The 16,571-nt window shown below is 66.0% G+C and carries 15 protein-coding genes; 12 read left to right on the top strand and 3 right to left on the bottom strand.

The window, feature by feature from the left end; genetic code table 11:
• The first annotated feature begins 30 nt into the window (after positions 1-30).
• The 6 genes from IE122_RS14700 (at position 31) to IE122_RS14675 (ending at position 6,334) form a co-directional block, all read left to right on the top strand.
• Positions 31-1,851: an aminopeptidase P family protein gene (locus tag IE122_RS14700; RefSeq protein WP_189622003.1), complete on the top strand. Its 1,821-nt coding sequence runs from the start codon at positions 31-33 to the stop codon at positions 1,849-1,851.
• The gene (locus IE122_RS14695; protein WP_229814221.1) at positions 1,852-2,256 is read left to right on the top strand and encodes a cupin domain-containing protein; all 405 of its coding nucleotides are present in this window, start codon (positions 1,852-1,854) and stop codon (positions 2,254-2,256) included.
• 342 nt (positions 2,257-2,598) lie between these two features.
• Complete coding sequence (locus IE122_RS14690; protein WP_189622002.1) at positions 2,599-3,282, top strand: EF-hand domain-containing protein; 684 nt, start codon at positions 2,599-2,601, stop codon at positions 3,280-3,282.
• A 245-nt stretch (positions 3,283-3,527) separates the two neighbouring features.
• Positions 3,528-4,286 (top strand): response regulator, encoded by a 759-nt coding sequence (locus tag IE122_RS14685; protein WP_189622001.1) that lies wholly within the window; start codon positions 3,528-3,530, stop codon positions 4,284-4,286.
• Between the two features lie 65 nt (positions 4,287-4,351).
• A complete protein-coding gene (locus IE122_RS14680; protein ID WP_189622036.1) occupies positions 4,352-5,743 on the top strand; it encodes an ATP-binding protein in 1,392 nt (463 codons plus the stop codon).
• A gap of 126 nt (positions 5,744-5,869) precedes the next feature.
• Entirely contained in the window at positions 5,870-6,334 is a 465-nt protein-coding gene (locus IE122_RS14675; protein ID WP_189622000.1) for a hypothetical protein, read from the top strand.
• A 69-nt stretch (positions 6,335-6,403) separates the two neighbouring features.
• On the opposite strand, the gene nadB is transcribed toward IE122_RS14675, so the two are convergent.
• Complete coding sequence (gene nadB / locus IE122_RS14670) at positions 6,404-8,002, bottom strand: L-aspartate oxidase (RefSeq protein ID WP_189621999.1); 1,599 nt, start codon at positions 8,000-8,002, stop codon at positions 6,404-6,406.
• A gap of 396 nt (positions 8,003-8,398) precedes the next feature.
• Positions 8,399-9,379 carry an ABC transporter ATP-binding protein gene (locus tag IE122_RS14665; RefSeq protein WP_189621998.1) on the bottom strand — a complete coding sequence of 327 codons (981 nt, stop codon included), beginning with the start codon at positions 9,377-9,379 and terminating at the stop codon, positions 8,399-8,401.
• A gap of 97 nt (positions 9,380-9,476) precedes the next feature.
• Here IE122_RS14665 and IE122_RS14660 point away from each other — a divergent pair, with 97 nt between their 5' ends.
• The 6 genes from IE122_RS14660 to IE122_RS14635 all read left to right on the top strand — a co-directional run bounded on the left by IE122_RS14660 (position 9,477) and on the right by IE122_RS14635 (position 15,526).
• Positions 9,477-9,689: a zinc-finger domain-containing protein gene (locus tag IE122_RS14660; RefSeq protein ID WP_189622035.1), complete on the top strand. Its 213-nt coding sequence runs from the start codon at positions 9,477-9,479 to the stop codon at positions 9,687-9,689.
• Between the two features lie 56 nt (positions 9,690-9,745).
• Entirely contained in the window at positions 9,746-11,164 is a 1,419-nt protein-coding gene (tldD, locus tag IE122_RS14655; RefSeq protein ID WP_189621997.1) for a metalloprotease TldD, read from the top strand.
• Positions 11,165-11,452: 288 nt separating this feature from the next.
• The gene (locus tag IE122_RS14650) at positions 11,453-11,833 is read left to right on the top strand and encodes a hypothetical protein (RefSeq protein WP_229814219.1); all 381 of its coding nucleotides are present in this window, start codon (positions 11,453-11,455) and stop codon (positions 11,831-11,833) included.
• 11 nt (positions 11,834-11,844) lie between these two features.
• Entirely contained in the window at positions 11,845-12,243 is a 399-nt protein-coding gene (locus tag IE122_RS14645; protein ID WP_189621995.1) for a DoxX family protein, read from the top strand.
• A gap of 75 nt (positions 12,244-12,318) precedes the next feature.
• Positions 12,319-14,838, top strand: coding sequence for a DNA topoisomerase (ATP-hydrolyzing) subunit B (gyrB, locus tag IE122_RS14640; protein WP_189621994.1), 2,520 nt, complete (start codon positions 12,319-12,321; stop codon positions 14,836-14,838).
• Between the two features lie 286 nt (positions 14,839-15,124).
• Entirely contained in the window at positions 15,125-15,526 is a 402-nt protein-coding gene (locus tag IE122_RS14635) for a metallopeptidase family protein (RefSeq protein WP_189621993.1), read from the top strand.
• Here IE122_RS14635 and ubiA read toward each other — a convergent pair.
• Positions 15,523-16,470: a 4-hydroxybenzoate octaprenyltransferase gene (gene ubiA, locus IE122_RS14630; RefSeq protein ID WP_229814217.1), complete on the bottom strand. Its 948-nt coding sequence runs from the start codon at positions 16,468-16,470 to the stop codon at positions 15,523-15,525. The two genes, IE122_RS14635 and ubiA, sit on opposite strands and share 4 nt — an antisense overlap.
• Between the last annotated feature and the right edge of the window lie 101 nt (positions 16,471-16,571).

Below are 16,571 nucleotides of genomic sequence, written 5' to 3'. Positions count from 1 at the left end.
CATGACCCCCGCAAGCCGGAAGCATGCCCCATGTTGATGAACACGCACGAAGCCCGCCTCGACGCGCTGCGCAAGGAACTGAAGAACCGGGGGCTCGACGGTTTCGTCGTCCCGATCTCGGACGAGCACATGAGCGAGTACGTCGGGGCCTATGCCCAGCGGCTGGCGTGGCTGACCGGGTTCGGCGGATCGGCGGGCACGGCGGTGGTGCTGACGGATACGGCGGCCGATCCGGCGGCGGCCATGTTCGTCGATGGACGCTATACCCTGCAGGTGCGCGATCAGGTGGACGGGCGGCTCTATGCCTATGAAAGCGTGCCGCAGACCAGCGTGGCCAAATGGCTGGGCGCGCACGCGCCAGAAGGCGCTCGGATCGGCTATGATGCCTGGCTGCATTCGCGCCCCTGGACCGAGGCGGTGGGCAAGGCGCTGGCAGCGCGCGGGGGCACGCTGGTCCCGGTCGACGGCAATCCGGTGGACGCGGTGTGGCAGGACCGCCCCGCCCCCTCCCCCGCTCCGGCGCTGGTCCACGGCCAGGAGTTCGCCGGAGAGGCAAGCGAGGTGAAGCGCGCGGCAGTGGCCGAATGGCTGACCGCGAAAGGCATCGACGCGACGGTCATCACCGCGCTCGATTCGATCGCCTGGCTGCTCAACGTGCGCGGCGCGGATGTCGAGCGCACGCCGGTGGCGCTGTCCTATGTCATCGCCCATGCTGACGGCACCGCCGAATTCTTCATTGCCGAGGAGAAGGTCACCCCCGAACTGCGCCAGCACCTGGGCAACGCGGTGACCCTGCGCCCGCGCGACGCTTTCGAAGAGGGCTTGCGCACCCTTGCCGGCAAGCGCGTCGCGGTCGATCCCGAACGCGCGGTCAACGCCATTTTCGACGTGCTGCGCGGGGCCGGGGCGACGCTGGTCGAGGAGCGCGATCCGACCGTGCTGCCCAAGGCGATCAAGAACGCGGTGGAGCAGCAGGGACACCGCGATGCGCAGGCCGCTGACGGCGCGTCGGTCACCCGGTTCCTGCGCTGGCTGGACGAAACCGCGCCGGGCGGCACGGTAACCGAGATGGCGGCGGCCGATCGGCTGGAGCAGTGCCGGGCCGAAGGCGGCGACTTGCGCGACCTTTCGTTCGACACGATTTCGGGCGCGGGCCCCAATGGCGCGGTGGTGCATTACCGGGTGTCGGAAGAAACCAACCGCACGATCGAGCCCGGATCGGTGTTCCTTGTCGATTCGGGCGGGCAATATCCGCAAGGCACCACCGATATCACCCGCACCGTGTGGATCGGCCCCGGCGAACCGGCCGCGGAGGTGAAGGATCGCTATACCCGCGTGCTCAAGGGCCACATCGCCATCGCCACCGCCGTGTTTCCGCAAGGGACGACCGGCAGCCAGCTTGACGCGCTGGCCCGCGTTTCGCTGTGGCAGGCCGGGCTCGACTATGCGCACGGCACCGGGCACGGGGTCGGCAGCTTCCTGTCGGTCCACGAAGGGCCGCAGCGCATTTCCAAGGCGGCCGGGGGTCAGGCCGGATCGGATCAGGAACTGATGGCGGGCATGATCCTCTCGGACGAGCCCGGCTACTACAAGACCGGCGAGTACGGCATCCGGATCGAGAACCTGATCCTCGTCGAACCGCGCGAGATCGCCGGGGCGGAAGGCGCGTTCCTAGGTTTCGAGACGCTGACGCTGGTGCCGATCGACCGCCGCCTCGTCGAACCCGCGCTGCTCAACGCCGACGAGGTGGCATGGTGGAACGCCTATCACGCGAGGGTACTGGAAGTGATCGGGCCCCGGCTGGAAGGCGCGGATCGCGCGTGGCTCGAAGCGCAATGCAAGGTGCTTTGAGTGACCGGACCGGCTGACCTGCGCACTTGCCCCGTCCACCTCGGCCTTGGCGCGCGGGTGATACCGCAGCCGCCGTTCACCGGGATGGAATGGTACGCCGAATATGCCCGGCGTACCGAGGCCGACGGGCGCGAAGGGCGGCTGGTCAGCCTGTATGACTTCGCCGAAAGCTGGACTTCCTGGGAAATGCACCCGGAGGGCGAGGAACTGGTGGTCTGCCTGTCCGGGACCATTACCCTGATTCAGGAAGCGGCCGACGGCGCGATCGGCACGGTGGTACTGGCGGCGGGGCAGTATGCGATCAACCCCGCCGGAGTGTGGCATACCGCCGACGTATCCGGCCCGGTGACTGCACTGTTCGTGACCGCCGGCATCGGCACGCAGCATCGCGAGCGTGAGGTCTAGGGCGTGATGACGTTTGACTGCACCACCTGCTCCTCCACCCTTAAGGGGGGAGGTTGGGAGGGGGGTGTACCCCGGCGGGGAGGGGACGTGCGAGATAACGTCATCAGACTCTAGAGCATTGACCCCAGCGTGTAAAAGTGCACCGTGACGCTGTCGCCGCCATGAACAGCGCGGCCCAAGTGACACATTTGGCGACAATAAACCCGCCCCCCGGCAAACTTACGCGACAGTTGATCGTTACAAACGTCATCAGAGAGCCGCGCGGATTGTCGTTCCCCGCCCTTCCCCCACGCGCCTCGTGGCTCTCACCCATTTCCCGATCGGGAGCAGAGGACACACACCATGAAAACGACCATAGCAAAAACCCTGCTGGCGCTTTCCGCCGGCACCCTGGCGATCGGCAGCATCGCCTATGCGCAGATGCCCGAGGGCCACGAACGCCCGAAGATGGATGCCAACGGCGACGGCGTCATCACCCGCGCGGAATCGCAGGCCGCAGCCGAGGCGATGTTCACCCGCATGGACGTCAACAAGGACGGCAAGCTCGACAAGGCCGACCGTGAAGCACACATGACCGAGATGAAGACGAAGATGTTCGCCAGGCTCGATGCCAACGGCGACGGTTCGATCTCACGCACCGAGTTCATGGCGGCCGGACCGATGGGCCACGGCGGACCTGACGGCCCGCCCCCTCCGGGCGATGACATGGCCGGAATGGATCATGGCAAGCCGGGCGGCAAGCACGGCGGCGGTCACCATGGCCGGGGTCATCGCGGCATGGGCGGCGGCATGGGCATGATGATGGCCAAGATGGCCGACACCAACAACGATGGTGCCGTCAGCAAGGCCGAGTTCATGGCCGCAGCCACCAAGCACTTCGACGAGGCCGACGCCAACAAGGACGGCAAGATCACCAAGGAAGAACGCCAGGCCATGCATCAGAAGATGCGCGCCGCCTGGAAGGATCGCCGTGGTGGTGGTGATGCCCCCGACGGCCCCGGCGCGCCTGACGACGACGGCGAATAGGCCGGGCTGTACGGAACCGGACACTGTGTAATACCAAGGATCGTTGATCCGAACGCGTAGCCCTCTCCCCTTCAGGGGAGAGGGTTGGGAGAGGGGGATGGCACCGCTTCGCCCCCTCTCTACTCCGGCTAGGCGGGCAAGCCGCCAAGCCTGCGTATCTCTCCCCTGAAGGGAAGAGAGCGACATGGGTCGAAGTTATTGAGACTTGGTATAAAAGAGACGCGAAAGCGCAGAGAGATGAACCGATGAACGATTTCGCGTCCCAGACCGTGCTGCTGGTCGATGACGAAGCCGCCCTTCGCGAACCCCTGGCGGACTATCTCGTCCGCCAGGGGTTCGCCGTGGTGCAGGCATCGAGCGCTGCCGAGGCGCGCACCCACTTGCGCGATGCCGGCAAGGGTGCCTCCGCCGCCGGGGTGCCGGATCTTGTATTGCTGGACATCATGATGCCCGGCGAGGACGGCCTTTCGCTGTGCCGCCATCTGGTCGAAGCCAAGGACATCCCCGTCATCCTGCTGACCGCGCGCGGTGAGGCGACCGATCGCATCGTGGGGCTGGAGATCGGCGCTGACGACTATGTGGTAAAGCCGTTCGAACCGCGCGAGCTGGTCGCCCGCATCCGCAGTGTCCTGCGCCGCGCATCGCGCAGCCCCGCCGCCCCGGCCGAGAACGAGGTCTTCGCCTTCGAAGGCTGGCAGCTCGATCCGCTCAAGCGCCGCCTGATCGCCCCCGACGGGGCGGTCGTCGCGATTTCATCCGTTGAATTCCGCCTGCTGATGGCCTTCGTCGAACACCCGCGCCAGGTGCTGGATCGCGACCGCCTGCTAGACATGGTGCAGGGTCGCGAGGCGCACCTGTTCGATCGTGCGGTCGATAACCAGGTCAGCCGCCTGCGCCGCAAGATCGAGGTGGACAGCCGCAGCCCGCAACTGATCCAGACCGTGTGGGGCGGCGGCTACATGCTGGCCGCCGATGTCCGCCGGATGATGCTGGACATCCCGTGAAATGCCTTGGAGCCTCGCTGCCCAGGCCGCTGTCGTTCCTGCGCCCGCGCAGCCTGATGGGGCAGATGATGTGGGCGGTGGCCGTGGCGCTGCTGCTGGTGCAGGGCCTGGGCGCGGCGCTGGTCTATCGCGCCCAGCGCGAAAGCTACGAGCACGGCATGCTCAACGCTGCGGCGATGAGCCTCCTGACCGAACGACCGGGCGGCAGCCGGCCCACCCTCATGCGCGGCCGACCGTTCGGTCCGCCACTGGGGGGGCCGCCCCCGCGCCGGTTCCGGCTTGAAAGCAACGCCGCGCTGCCCGTCGCCGCAGCCGAGCGGCGCGATCGGGACGCCGAGGAAGAGTTGCGCGCGATCCTGGCGGAACAGAGTTTTGCCATCGAACGGATCGAGGTGGTCCACCGCACGATCGGTGCCGATCCCGTCGCCCGGTCAGGCGTGGCGTTCCATGCGCGGGTACGCGACATGCCGCCGGACATGATCCACGACATGATGGCGCAGCACTTGCTGGTCGTCGCGGTCAAGCCGCAAGGGCAGAGCGACTGGCTGATCGCGCGGGTCCGTTCGCCACGCGCCGAGCGGATCCTGCTGGGCCCGCTGATCCTCCAGACGCTGATGATCTACATCGTGCTTTTCGGCGCGGTGGCGCTGATCCTGCGCCGCATCACCCGCCCGCTGGCGGCGCTGACCCGCCGCGTCGAACGGTTTGCCGCCAGCCCAGACGTCATCGGCCAGCTCCCCCCGTCGGGGCCCGAGGACATGCGCCACCTGATCGTCGCCCATAACGCGATGGAACAGCGCATCGCCTCGATGCTGGACGAGAAGGACGTGATGCTGGGGGCCATCGGCCATGACCTGAAGACCCCGCTGACAGCCCTGCGCGTCCGCATCGAATCGGTCGAGGACGAGGGCGAGCGGCGGCGGATGGCGGGCACGATCGAGGATATCGTGCGCACGCTGGACGATATCCTCTCGCTCGCCCGCGTCGGCCGGCCCAGCGATCCGCGCGAACGCACCGAAGTCTCCGCCCTCGTCGCCTCGGTGGTCGAGGAATACGAGGATATGGGCGAGCCGGTGGACCTGGGCGATACCCGGCGCATCGTCGCCGAACTGCGCCCGACCTGGCTGCGCCGGGCGCTGCGCAACCTGATCGGCAACGCGCTGCGCTACGGCCAGCGGGCGCAGGTCACCCTGCGGCGCGAGGGTGCGCTGGCGGTGGTCGAGATCGAGGACGATGGCCCCGGCATCCCCGACGACCAGATCGGCGCGATGATGGACCCGTTCATCCGCGGTGACCCTTCGCGCAATTCCGCAACCGGCGGCGCAGGCCTGGGCCTGTGCCTTGCCCGCGCCATCGCCGACCAGCACGGCGGCGCGCTGATCCTGAAGAACCGCCGCGACGGTGATGGGCAGGTGGTGGGGCTGACCGCGAGGCTGGAGATTCCGGCGGCGGTCTAACTTGCTGGTGCAGGCTATCGCCTGCCATGACCTATGGTTAGCGCTGCAAGTCATTGATATAGGATTTCGTTAGAAGCTCTACGGGGTGGGAAGGTGCGATTCTTCTGGCAAGCATGTTGTCTGGCGTTGCTGCAGTTCGCACCAATCATGGCGCGAGCGTCAGAGGGTGACGCTTCAAATCCTGAAATCGCTGCTGCGAGCGCTATCCCGGCCGACGCTAATCTCATCGTCTATCGGAAATATGCAGAGCCAACAGCATGGATGCCGACTGTTAAGATTGATGGGGTGAAAATTGCGGCAGTCCCGAACCGCCACTTTGTCGCAACGAAGGTGGCCCTGGGTGCGCACAAAGTTGCGCTCAGTTGGCCGCTCCTGTCTGGACAAAGGAATGCCGAGATGGATTTCACCGTGGTTGCAGAAGAGAGGCAGTTTTTCGAAGTCACCGGGACCAGCCGGGTGAGCGGTGGTGGCGCAGGCTACCTGACGTTCAATATGGGGTCCGGAATCGCCCAGGTAAAAGCCGATTACGCCGAGAAAACTATCCAGGAATGTTGTCGTTTGAAACCCGTCAAAGAAGCATCGCCGAAGTAGCTATACGCCTATTGACGGCAGGCAAGGGTATCGCGCGATGGCGGGTCGGTGCCGGACGAGCCGCCCCACTTAAGGCACCAGCACCGTATCCACCGCGTCCGACAGGATGCCCGGATAGTCCATCGTGTAATGCAGCCCCCGGCTCTCACGCCGCTTGAGCGCGGAACGGACGATCAGACCGGCGGTCTGCAGCAGGTTGCGCAGTTCGATCAGGTCGGTCGAGACGCGGAAGTGGCTGTAGTATTCCTGTGTTTCGGTGTTCAGCAATTCGATGCGGTGCATCGCCCGTTCGAGCCGCTTGGTGGTGCGCACGATGCCGACGTAGTTCCACATGAAGCGACGGATCTCGGTCCAGACCTGCTTGATGACCACTTCCTCGTCAGAATCGGTTACGCGGCTTTCGTCCCAGGCGCGGATCGGCGGGGGGGCATCGAAGGCGTCCCAGTGATCGAGGATGTGCGCCGCCGCCGCATCGCCGAACACGAAGCATTCGAGCAGCGAGTTGGATGCCAGCCGATTTGCCCCGTGCAGCCCGCTCTCGGTGCATTCCCCGGCGGCATAGAGGCCGGGGAGATCGGTGCGCCCCTCCAGATCGATCAGCACCCCGCCGCAGGTATAGTGCTGCGCCGGCACCACCGGGATCGGCTCCTTGGTCATATCGATGCCAAGACCCAGCAGCTTTTCGTAAATGGTCGGGAAGTGACACTTCACGAAATCGGCCGGCTGATGGCTGATGTCGAGGTGGACGTAATCAAGGCCATAGCGCTTGATCTGATCGTCGATCGCGCGGGCGACGACATCGCGCGGGGCCAGCTCGGCACGCTCGTCGTAATCGGGCATGAAGCGGTGCCCGGTCAGCGGATGGCGCAGCCGCCCGCCCTCGCCGCGCACGGCTTCGGTGATGAGGAAGTTCTTGACCTCCAGATTGTAAAGGCAGGTCGGATGGAACTGCATCATCTCCATGTTGGAGACGCGCGCGCCGGCCCGCCAGGCCATGGCGATGCCATCGCCGGTGGCACCGCGCGGGGCGGTGCTGAACTGATAGACCCGCCCGGCCCCGCCAGTGGCAAGTATGGTGGCGCGCGCGGTATAGGCTTCGACCCGGCCGGTCTCCTCGTTCAGGGCATAGACGCCCCAAACCCGTCCGGACCCAGAGTAGCGCAGTTCGTGCCGCCCGGTGATGAGATCGATGCACGAGCGGTGGGGCAGCAGGGTGATGTTGGGATTGGCCAGCGCGGCGCGCAGCAGCGCCTCCTGCACTGCCGACCCGGTCGCATCATCGACATGGACGATCCGGCGATGCGAATGCCCGCCTTCGCGCGTCAGGTGCAGCGCATTGCCTTCGGTGTTGAACGGTACGCCCAGATCGATCAGCCGCTGGATCGCCAGCGGCGCGCGTTCCACCACGAACTCCACCGTTTCGCGCCGGTTGAGGCCCGCCCCGGCGACCATGGTATCGCGGATATGCTCGTCGAAGGTATCGCCTTGGTCGAGGACAGCGGCGATTCCCCCTTGGGCCCAGGCGGTCGATCCGCCGGACAATCCGCCCTTGGCCAGCACCAGCACCCGTCGCTCTTCCGCCAGCGCCAGCGCCGCAGTGAGCCCGGCGGCACCGGAGCCGACAATCAGGACATCGACAGGTTCTTCAACGGATTCAGCATATTCCATCACCGGACCTTGCCGGGACTTGCGCCGTCACGCAAGATTTTGCGCACTGCAGCATGAAGGTCGTTGCCACCCTGCGCTATTACGTATATTTAACGTAGCGGATTGCGGCGCGTCACGGGTAGCCGCAATTGCAACCGCCTCCAGAACGAAGCCTTAATGGCAGTTAACTTGTGTGTCGTATCAAGTTATCGGCCTCTCTACGCAAGGTTCTACCCGAGATGCGCCCGTTTTTTTGTAAACTGAACAGACATCGACCGATACGCTCGAAAGTAACTTGGGACGGGCTGTCCTATGTCAGCAAGTGTCAGGATTGCGGTCAGCCGATTCACCGCCAGCGGCACCGCGTGTGGCGCAAGGAAACCGAAGTCGAAGCCTGATTCGCCGCGCGTAGTACCGTCATGCGCCCGGGCGCTGGTCGCCCGAGGTGAGCGATACGAACACATCCTCGAGGTCCGCCTCGCGGGTGGTGACGTCGATGATGCCGAATCCCTGTCCCTGCACGGCGGCGAGGATTTCGCCGGCGCTGGCGGCGTCCTTGTCGTAAGTGATCTCCAGCCCGCGCTCGCCCATGACCTGGCTCTTGAGGATGCCGGGATGGCTGGGCAGCGCCGCGATGTCGCGATCGAGCGTCAGCGCCAGGATCTTTTCGCGCGCCATGCCCACCAGTTCGCGGGTGGGCTTGTTGGCGATCAGTTCGCCGTGGTTGATGATGGCGATGCTGTCGCACAGTTGCTCGGCCTCTTCGAGGTAGTGCGTGGTCAGGACGATCGTCACGCCTTCGCGGTTGAGTTCGGTGACGAGATCCCAGAGCTGACGGCGCAGTTCGACATCGACCCCGGCGGTCGGCTCGTCCAGCACCAGCACGGGCGGCTGGTGGACCAGCGCCTTGGCGATCAGCAGGCGGCGCTTCATCCCGCCCGACAGCGTCCGCGCATAGGCATCGCGCTTGTCCGACAGGTGAACCGCGCGCAGCAGTTCCTCGCTGCGCCGCAGCGCCTTGGCGACGCCGTAGAACCCCGCCTGGTTCTCCAACACTTCGTAAGGGGTGAAGAACGGATCGAAGACGATCTCCTGCGGGACGATCCCGATCGAGCGCTTGGCGTTGCGCTGGTCGCGATCGATATCGAAGCCCCAGATCGAAACCGACCCGGACGACTTCCTCACCAGCCCGGCCATGATGTTGATGAGCGTGGACTTGCCCGCCCCGTTCGGGCCGAGCAGGCCGAAAATCTGCCCCTCGGGCACATCGAACGACACGCCTTTCAGCGCCAGCTTGCCTTCGGCCTCCCCCGCCGGCGCATAACGCTTGACGACATCGCGGATGGATATGGCGGCTTCGGGCTGGGCGGCTAGGGGCTGGGGGGAGGCGCTGGACATGCCCCGCATGTGGCGCACGAACGCCCGCACGTAAAGGGGCGCTCAGGGACGAGCAGCCGTCTGGAAATCGCCGGAGCGTGCTGCTATGAGCGCGACCATGATCAACCCGCCCGAAACCGTCTTCACCGATTCCCACCGCGTCAGTTGCGACGGCGCTGCCGAAATCCGCACCGCCGGGGGTTACCAGCCCGCCGCGCTGGGCCATCCGCGCGTGTGGCTGGAGATCGACGAAAAGGGCTTCGTCGAATGCGGCTACTGCGACAAGCGCTTCGTCCTCAAGGGCGGCCCGGCCGACCAGCAGGCGGCATAAGCCAAAGCACCGGCGCGGCCTTTCGCATCCGCAAAAGCGCGCCTATATCCGGCGGCATGACCAGCACCGATCCGCGTTCGCTCCTCTATCGCCAGCTCACCCCCGAAGACGCGCAGGCGCTTGCCGCCGAAACGCTCTCGGCCTGCGAAGACGGCGAGCTTTACATGCAGCTCATCGCCAGCGAGGCCTTCGGCTTCGATGACGGGCGGCTGAAGACGGCAGACTATTCGCGCGACGCGGGCTTTGGCCTGCGCGGCGTGTCCGGCGAAATGACCGGCTTTGCCCACGCTAACGAGATCAGCGCATCGGCCATCCGCCGCGCCGGCGAGACGCTGCGCCTGCTCGATCCGGCATCGGGTGCCCGCCCGCCCGCGCCGCGCCACAACAACCGCCACCTCTACACCGATGCCTCGCCGCTCGATCTGGTGCCGTTCGCCGAAAAGGTGAAGCTGCTGGAGACGATCGACGCCACCGCCCGCGCCCGCGATCCGCGCGTTTCGCAGGTCAGCGCGAGCCTGGCGGCAAGCTGGTCGGTGGTGGAAATCGTGCGGCCGGACGGCTTTGTGGCGACCGACGTGCGCCCGCTGGTGCGGCTCAACATCTCGATCGTGGCGGAAAGCAACGGCCGGCGCGAAACCGGATCGTTCGGCATGGGCGGACGCTGGCTTTACGACGATCTGTTCAAGCCGGAAAACTGGAACGAGGGGATCGACACCGCGCTGGCGCAGGCGCTGGTCAACCTTGAAAGCGTGGAGGCCCCCGCGGGCGAGATGACGGTGCTGCTTGGCCCCGGCTGGCCCGGTGTGATCCTGCACGAAGCCGTCGGCCACGGCCTTGAAGGCGATTTCAACCGCAAGGGTACCTCCGCCTTCGCCGGCCGGATTGGCGAGCGCGTGGGGGCGCCGGGCGTGACGGTGGTGGATGATGGCTCGATCTTGTCGCGGCGCGGCTCGCTGTCGATCGACGATGAAGGCACGCCGACGCAAGAGACCGTGCTGATCGAGGACGGCATCCTCAGGGGCTACATGCAGGACCGCCTCAATGCCCGGCTGATGGGCGTGGAAGCCACTGGCAACGGCCGCCGCGAAAGCTATGCCCACGCGCCGATGCCGCGCATGACGAACACCTTCATGAAAGCCGGCAACGACGATCCCGCCGAACTGCTGAGCCGTGTCAAGAACGGCATCTATGCCAAGAGCTTCGGCGGCGGGCAGGTCGATATCGTTTCGGGCAAGTTCGTGTTCTCCTGCACCGAAGCCTACAAGGTGGAAAATGGCCGGATCGGTGCCCCGATCAAGGGCGCGACACTGATCGGCGACGGCCCTTCGGTGCTCACCCGCGTTTCGGGCATCGGCAACGATCTGGAACTGGACCGGGGCGTCGGCGTCTGCGGCAAGGGCGGCCAGAGCGTTCCGGCCGGCGTCGGCCAGCCGACCCTGCTGATCGACGGCATCACGGTGGGCGGCACGGCTTGATGATTTCACGCGGAGACGCGGAGGCGCAGAGATGTCGCTCGGCGCCGCAGGCTCTCTCGCTATTCAACGTGGAGCCATACGCACCCTTGAATTGGAAGGCGGCAAAGCCGCAATCGCAACCCCTCTGCGCCTCCGCGCCTCCGCGTGACCCCCTCTTCCCTCACTCCGACATTCGTCGCCGCTAAGGTCCGGTTCAGCCGACTCCGTCTAGGACGCAAGGCAACCATAGAACCGGACTGGAACCTGGCCATGACCCCCTCATTCTCGAAAATTGCCCGATCGGCCGCAATGGCGGCAACGCTTGCGCTGGGGCTGGCCTCCGTGCCCGCCGTTCAGGCGGCTCCCAAGCTGACCGGCGAGGAACGCCTCGCCAAGATGCTGGAGGGCCGCGTTGCCGGTGAGCCGGTGTCGTGCATCTCGCTCTACCAGACGACCGACACCACCGTGATCGACGGCACCGCCATCGTCTACAAGGTCGGCTCGACTTATTACGTCAACCGGCCGAGCAACGCGAAATCGTTGCGTGACGACGACGTCATGCTGGTGAAACTGCATTCCTCGCAGCTCTGCTCGGTCGACATCGTCGAGACCCGCGATCGCTCGACCATGATGTACAACGGCTTCGTCGGGCTCGACAAGTTCGTGCCCTATCGCAAGGTGAAGCACTGACGAACGCTGCGATGCGCGCCACCATCGCGCGCATCGCGCTAGGCCTGTTCTACGGGATCGCCGGCGCGCTCCATCTGGCGCTGCCGGCCCCGTTTATCGCCATTGTCCCGCCATGGGTGCCTGCCCCGGCGCTGGTGGTCCTGCTGACCGGCCTCGCTGAACTGGCCGGCGCGGCCGGGCTGCTCCAGCCGTGGTCCGCGCCCTTGCGCCGCGCGGCGGGGTGGGGGCTGGCCCTCTATGCGCTGTGCGTGTGGCCGGCCAACGTCCAGCACATGCTGATCGATCTTGCCAGGCCGCCCGGCCACGGCTTGCCGCTGGCCTATCACATTCCCCGCCTTGCCCTGCAGCCACTGCTGATCTGGTGGGCGCTCAAGGCCGGCGGTGCCTGTCCCCGTCGCACGCGCGCGTAAGGCGCGCGCGGGATTTGTGGGTAGGTGGCGCACCCGCGCTTCCCCTTGGCGGCGACCATCCCTATAGGGCTCGATATGTCTGAAACACCCAACACCAACGCCTATGGCGCGGATTCGATCAAGGTCCTCAAGGGGCTCGACGCGGTGCGCAAACGCCCCGGCATGTACATCGGCGATACCGATGACGGTTCGGGCCTGCACCACATGGTGTTCGAGGTATCGGACAACGCCATCGACGAGGCGCTGGCCGGGCATTGCGACCTGGTGCTGATCGAACTCAACGCCGACGGATCGGTCAGCGTCGAGGATAACGGCCGCGGTATCCCGACCGATATCCACTCCGAAGAAGGGGTATCCGCCGCCGAAGTCATCATGACCCAGCTTCACGCCGGCGGAAAGTTCGAGAACACCAGCGACGATAACGCCTACAAGGTTTCGGGCGGCCTTCACGGCGTCGGCGTTTCGGTGGTCAACGCGCTGTCGGAATGGCTGGAACTGACCGTCTGGCGCGACGGCAAGGAACACTGGATGAAGTTCGCGCACGGCGATGCCGTCGGCCCGCTCAAGGTGGTGGGCGATGCCCCTGCCGGCAAGAAGGGCACGCGCGTCACCTTCCTGGCCAGCACCGACACGTTCAAGAACGTGACCGAGTTCGATTTCGAGAAGCTGGAACACCGCTACCGCGAACTGGCGTTCCTCAATTCGGGCGTGCGCATCAAGCTGCGCGATAACCGCCACGAGGAAATCAAGGAACACGATCTCTACTACGAAGGCGGGATCGGCGCGTTCGTGCAGTATCTCGATCGCAACAAGGCCGCGCTGATGGCCCAGCCGATCGCCATTTCCGCCTCCAAGGACGGGATCGGCATGGAAGTGGCGCTGGAGTGGAACGATTCGTATTACGAAAACGTCCTGTGCTTCACCAACAACATCCCGCAGCGCGACGGTGGCACCCACCTTGCCGCGTTCCGCGCGGCGCTGACCCGCACGCTGAACAATTACGCCGAACGCTCGGGGATGCTCAAGAAAGAGAAAGTCACGCTGTCGGGCGATGACATGCGCGAAGGGCTGACCGCGATCGTTTCGGTCAAGCTGCCCGATCCCAAGTTCTCGTCGCAGACCAAGGACAAGCTGGTCTCGTCCGAAGTGCGCCAGCCGCTGGAAAGCCTGATGGGCGACAAGATGAGCGAATGGCTGGAAGAGAACCCGGCTCATGCCAAGGCGATCATCCAGAAGGTGATCGATGCCGCCGCCGCCCGCGAAGCGGCGCGGCGCGCGCGCGAGCTGACCCGGCGCAAGGGGGCGATGGACATCGCCAGCCTGCCCGGCAAGCTGCACGACTGTGCCGAGCGCGATCCCGCCAAGTCCGAAGTCTTCCTGGTCGAGGGTGATTCGGCCGGCGGCTCCGCCAAGCAGGGCCGCAACAGCCACTTCCAGGCGATCCTCCCGCTCAAGGGCAAGATCCTCAACGTGGAGCGCGCGCGGTTTGACCGGATCATCGGCTCCAAGGAAGTCGGCACGCTGATCCAGGCGATGGGCACCGGCATTCGCGACGATTTCAACCTGGCCAAGCTGCGCTACCACAAGATCGTCATCATGACTGACGCCGATGTCGACGGCGCGCATATCCGCACCCTGCTGCTGACGTTCTTCCATCGCCAGATGCCCGAGATCATCCGCGCCGGTCACCTGTTCATCGCCCAGCCGCCGCTCTACAAGGTCAGCAAGGGCCGCTCGGAAGTCTATCTCAAGGACAACGCCGCGCTCGATCGCTATCTGGTCGAAGCCGGGCTTGCCGGGCGGGTGCTGGAAACCAGCGGCGGCGCGCGGTCCGGGCCGGACCTGGAAAGCCTGGTCGAACATGCCGTCCGCCTGCGCAACCTGATGGCCTTCGTGCCGCGCCGCTACGATCCGGTGCTGATCGAGGCGCTGGCGCTGGCCGGTGCGCTGGAACAGGACCTGACCGTCGCCGCCCGCACCGCAGCGCTGGAACGCACCGCGCAGTGGCTGGGCCGGGGCGATCCCGAAGGCAAGTGGAGCGCGCGGCTCAACGAAGAAGGCATCGTCGAAATCGAGCGGCTGTGGCGCGGGGTCACCGATCACCACAAGATCGAGGCGAGCTTCCTCGTCAGCGCCGAGGCGCGCAAGCTGGCGAAGCTCGCCGCCGAGCATGCCGATGCCTATTCCGGGCTCGCCCGCCTTGTCCGTGCCGGGGCGGCGGTGGAAACCAGTGAACCCGAACCGGTCGCCGCCACCGCGACCGAGGATGAAGCCGAGCCGCAGGCTGCCGCACCCGCACCGCGCGCCGCCGCCAGCGACGATGCGATCACCCGGCCCAGCCAGTTGCTCGACGTGGTGCTGGCCAACGGGCGCAAGGGCCTGTCGATCAGCCGCTACAAGGGGCTGGGCGAGATGAACCCGGAGCAGCTTTGGGAAACCACGCTCGATCCGGACAACCGCATCCTGCTTCAGGTGAAGGTGGAAGACGCCGACGTCACTGACGAGATCTTCACCCGGCTGATGGGCGACGTGGTCGAACCGCGCCGCGACTTCATCCAGGAGAACGCGCTCAACGTCGCCAATCTCGACATCTAGGGCAAAACGGATTTATCCATTCATCATCGTCTCCCCGGGCTTGCCCCGGGGTCCCGCTTCTTATGCGGGACTTTCGGGAAAAAGCGGGGTCCCGGGTCGGAGTCCGGGACGACGAAAGGGCGGGCTCGCCACCTGGCGCGGCCAGGTCGAATGGACCGAAGCAAAAGTCGCCGGCCGCGCAGGAACGCTGCCGTCGTTTCAGGGGTTTACCGGACTGGTCCGCAGACGCGGGTGGCAATAATATTGCGGTAGAGTTCGGGTCGGGGTTTCGACGGAAAGGTCAGGCATGGGACAATCATTCGGCATCGCCCCCGGCACCGCCGACTTCGAAATTCTTGCCCATGCGGCGTTCCGGCGCATCCCGGCCCCCTTCGCGCACCATCTTGAAGGCATAGTCGTTTCGATCGAGGAGTTTCCGGATGAGGAAACGGTCGAAGCGGTCGGGCTGGACGATCCCTGGCAACTGACCGGCCTCTATCACGGCCGATCGATGGACGAACAATCGGTGTGGTCAGCCGGCGAATTGCCGCCGCGCATCACCTTGTACCGCCAGCCGCTGCTCGCCGAATGGTGCGAAACCGGGGTGACCCTGGCAGAGCTTGTCACGCATGTCGTGGTGCATGAGGTCGGCCATCACTTCGGCCTGTCCGATGCCCAGATGCACGCACTGGAAGCGCGCGCCGGTTAGGAGCAGAGCCCGCCGCCGCCGTTGCCGACCACCCAGCAGGCGAGCGCCATCAGCAAGCCGGCGTCGCGGTTGGAGCGGAAGCGGGCCAGGACGTTTTCGCCATCGCCCTGCCGCAGGGTCACGACCTGTCCGGCCAGATGGACCGCCATCGGCGCGAGCGCCACGAAGGCCAGCCAGTCCGCCCGGATCATCCAGAACGCCAGGCCCCACATCAGCACCGCCACCGCATAGAACCCGGCCACGCCCCCCGTCACCCGCGCGCCCATGGCGAGGGCAGAGGAGCGGATGCCGACCAGCGCATCGTCTTCGCGGTCCTGCAACGCATAGATGGTGTCATAACCGATGACCCAGGCGATAGAGCCCAGATAGAGCGCGGCGAGCGCGCCAAGGTGGCCGCCGCAGGTATCGACTTCCACCCAGCCGACCAGCGCCCCCCAACTGAACACCAGCCCCAGCCACGCCTGCGGCCACCAGGTGATCCGCTTCATGAACGGGTAGGCGGCGACCGGGGCGATGCTCGCCAGCGCCACCGCCTGCGCCTGCCAGCGCAGTTGCAGCAGGACCAGCAGCCCCACCCCGCACAGCGCCAGCAGCCAGGCCCAGGCCGCGCTGCGCCGGACCCGGCCGCTGGCCACCGGACGGCTGGCGGTGCGCGCGACCTTGCGGTCGAGATCGGCATCGACGATGTCGTTGTAGACGCAGCCCGCGCCGCGCATGGCGATCGCTCCGGCCAGCAGCCACAGCACCAGTTGCCATTGCTGTTCGCCCCCGGCCAGCATCACCCCCCAGACGCACGGCCAGAACAGCAGCCACCAGCCGATGGGCCGATCGAACCGCGCCAGCAACGCGAAATCGCGCCACCGCGCCGGCAGGCGCGCGATCAGGCTGCGATGCTCGCTATCGGGAACTATCTCGGGATCACAGGGCGCAGCGGGCTTGTTCACGCTGCCGCCCTTAATCGATCGTCGCCGCCGTGTCATGGGCCGGTTGCACGCCACCGCCGAACAAGCGACAAGGGCCCGGCCACCCGTCCCCTTGCAGTCGT

This window comes from Novosphingobium colocasiae, assembly GCF_014652555.1.
Lineage (GTDB): Bacteria > Pseudomonadota > Alphaproteobacteria > Sphingomonadales > Sphingomonadaceae > Novosphingobium > Novosphingobium colocasiae.
Note: the sequence above shows the minus strand (reverse complement) of the source record. Positions and strands in the feature narration are given on the sequence as shown.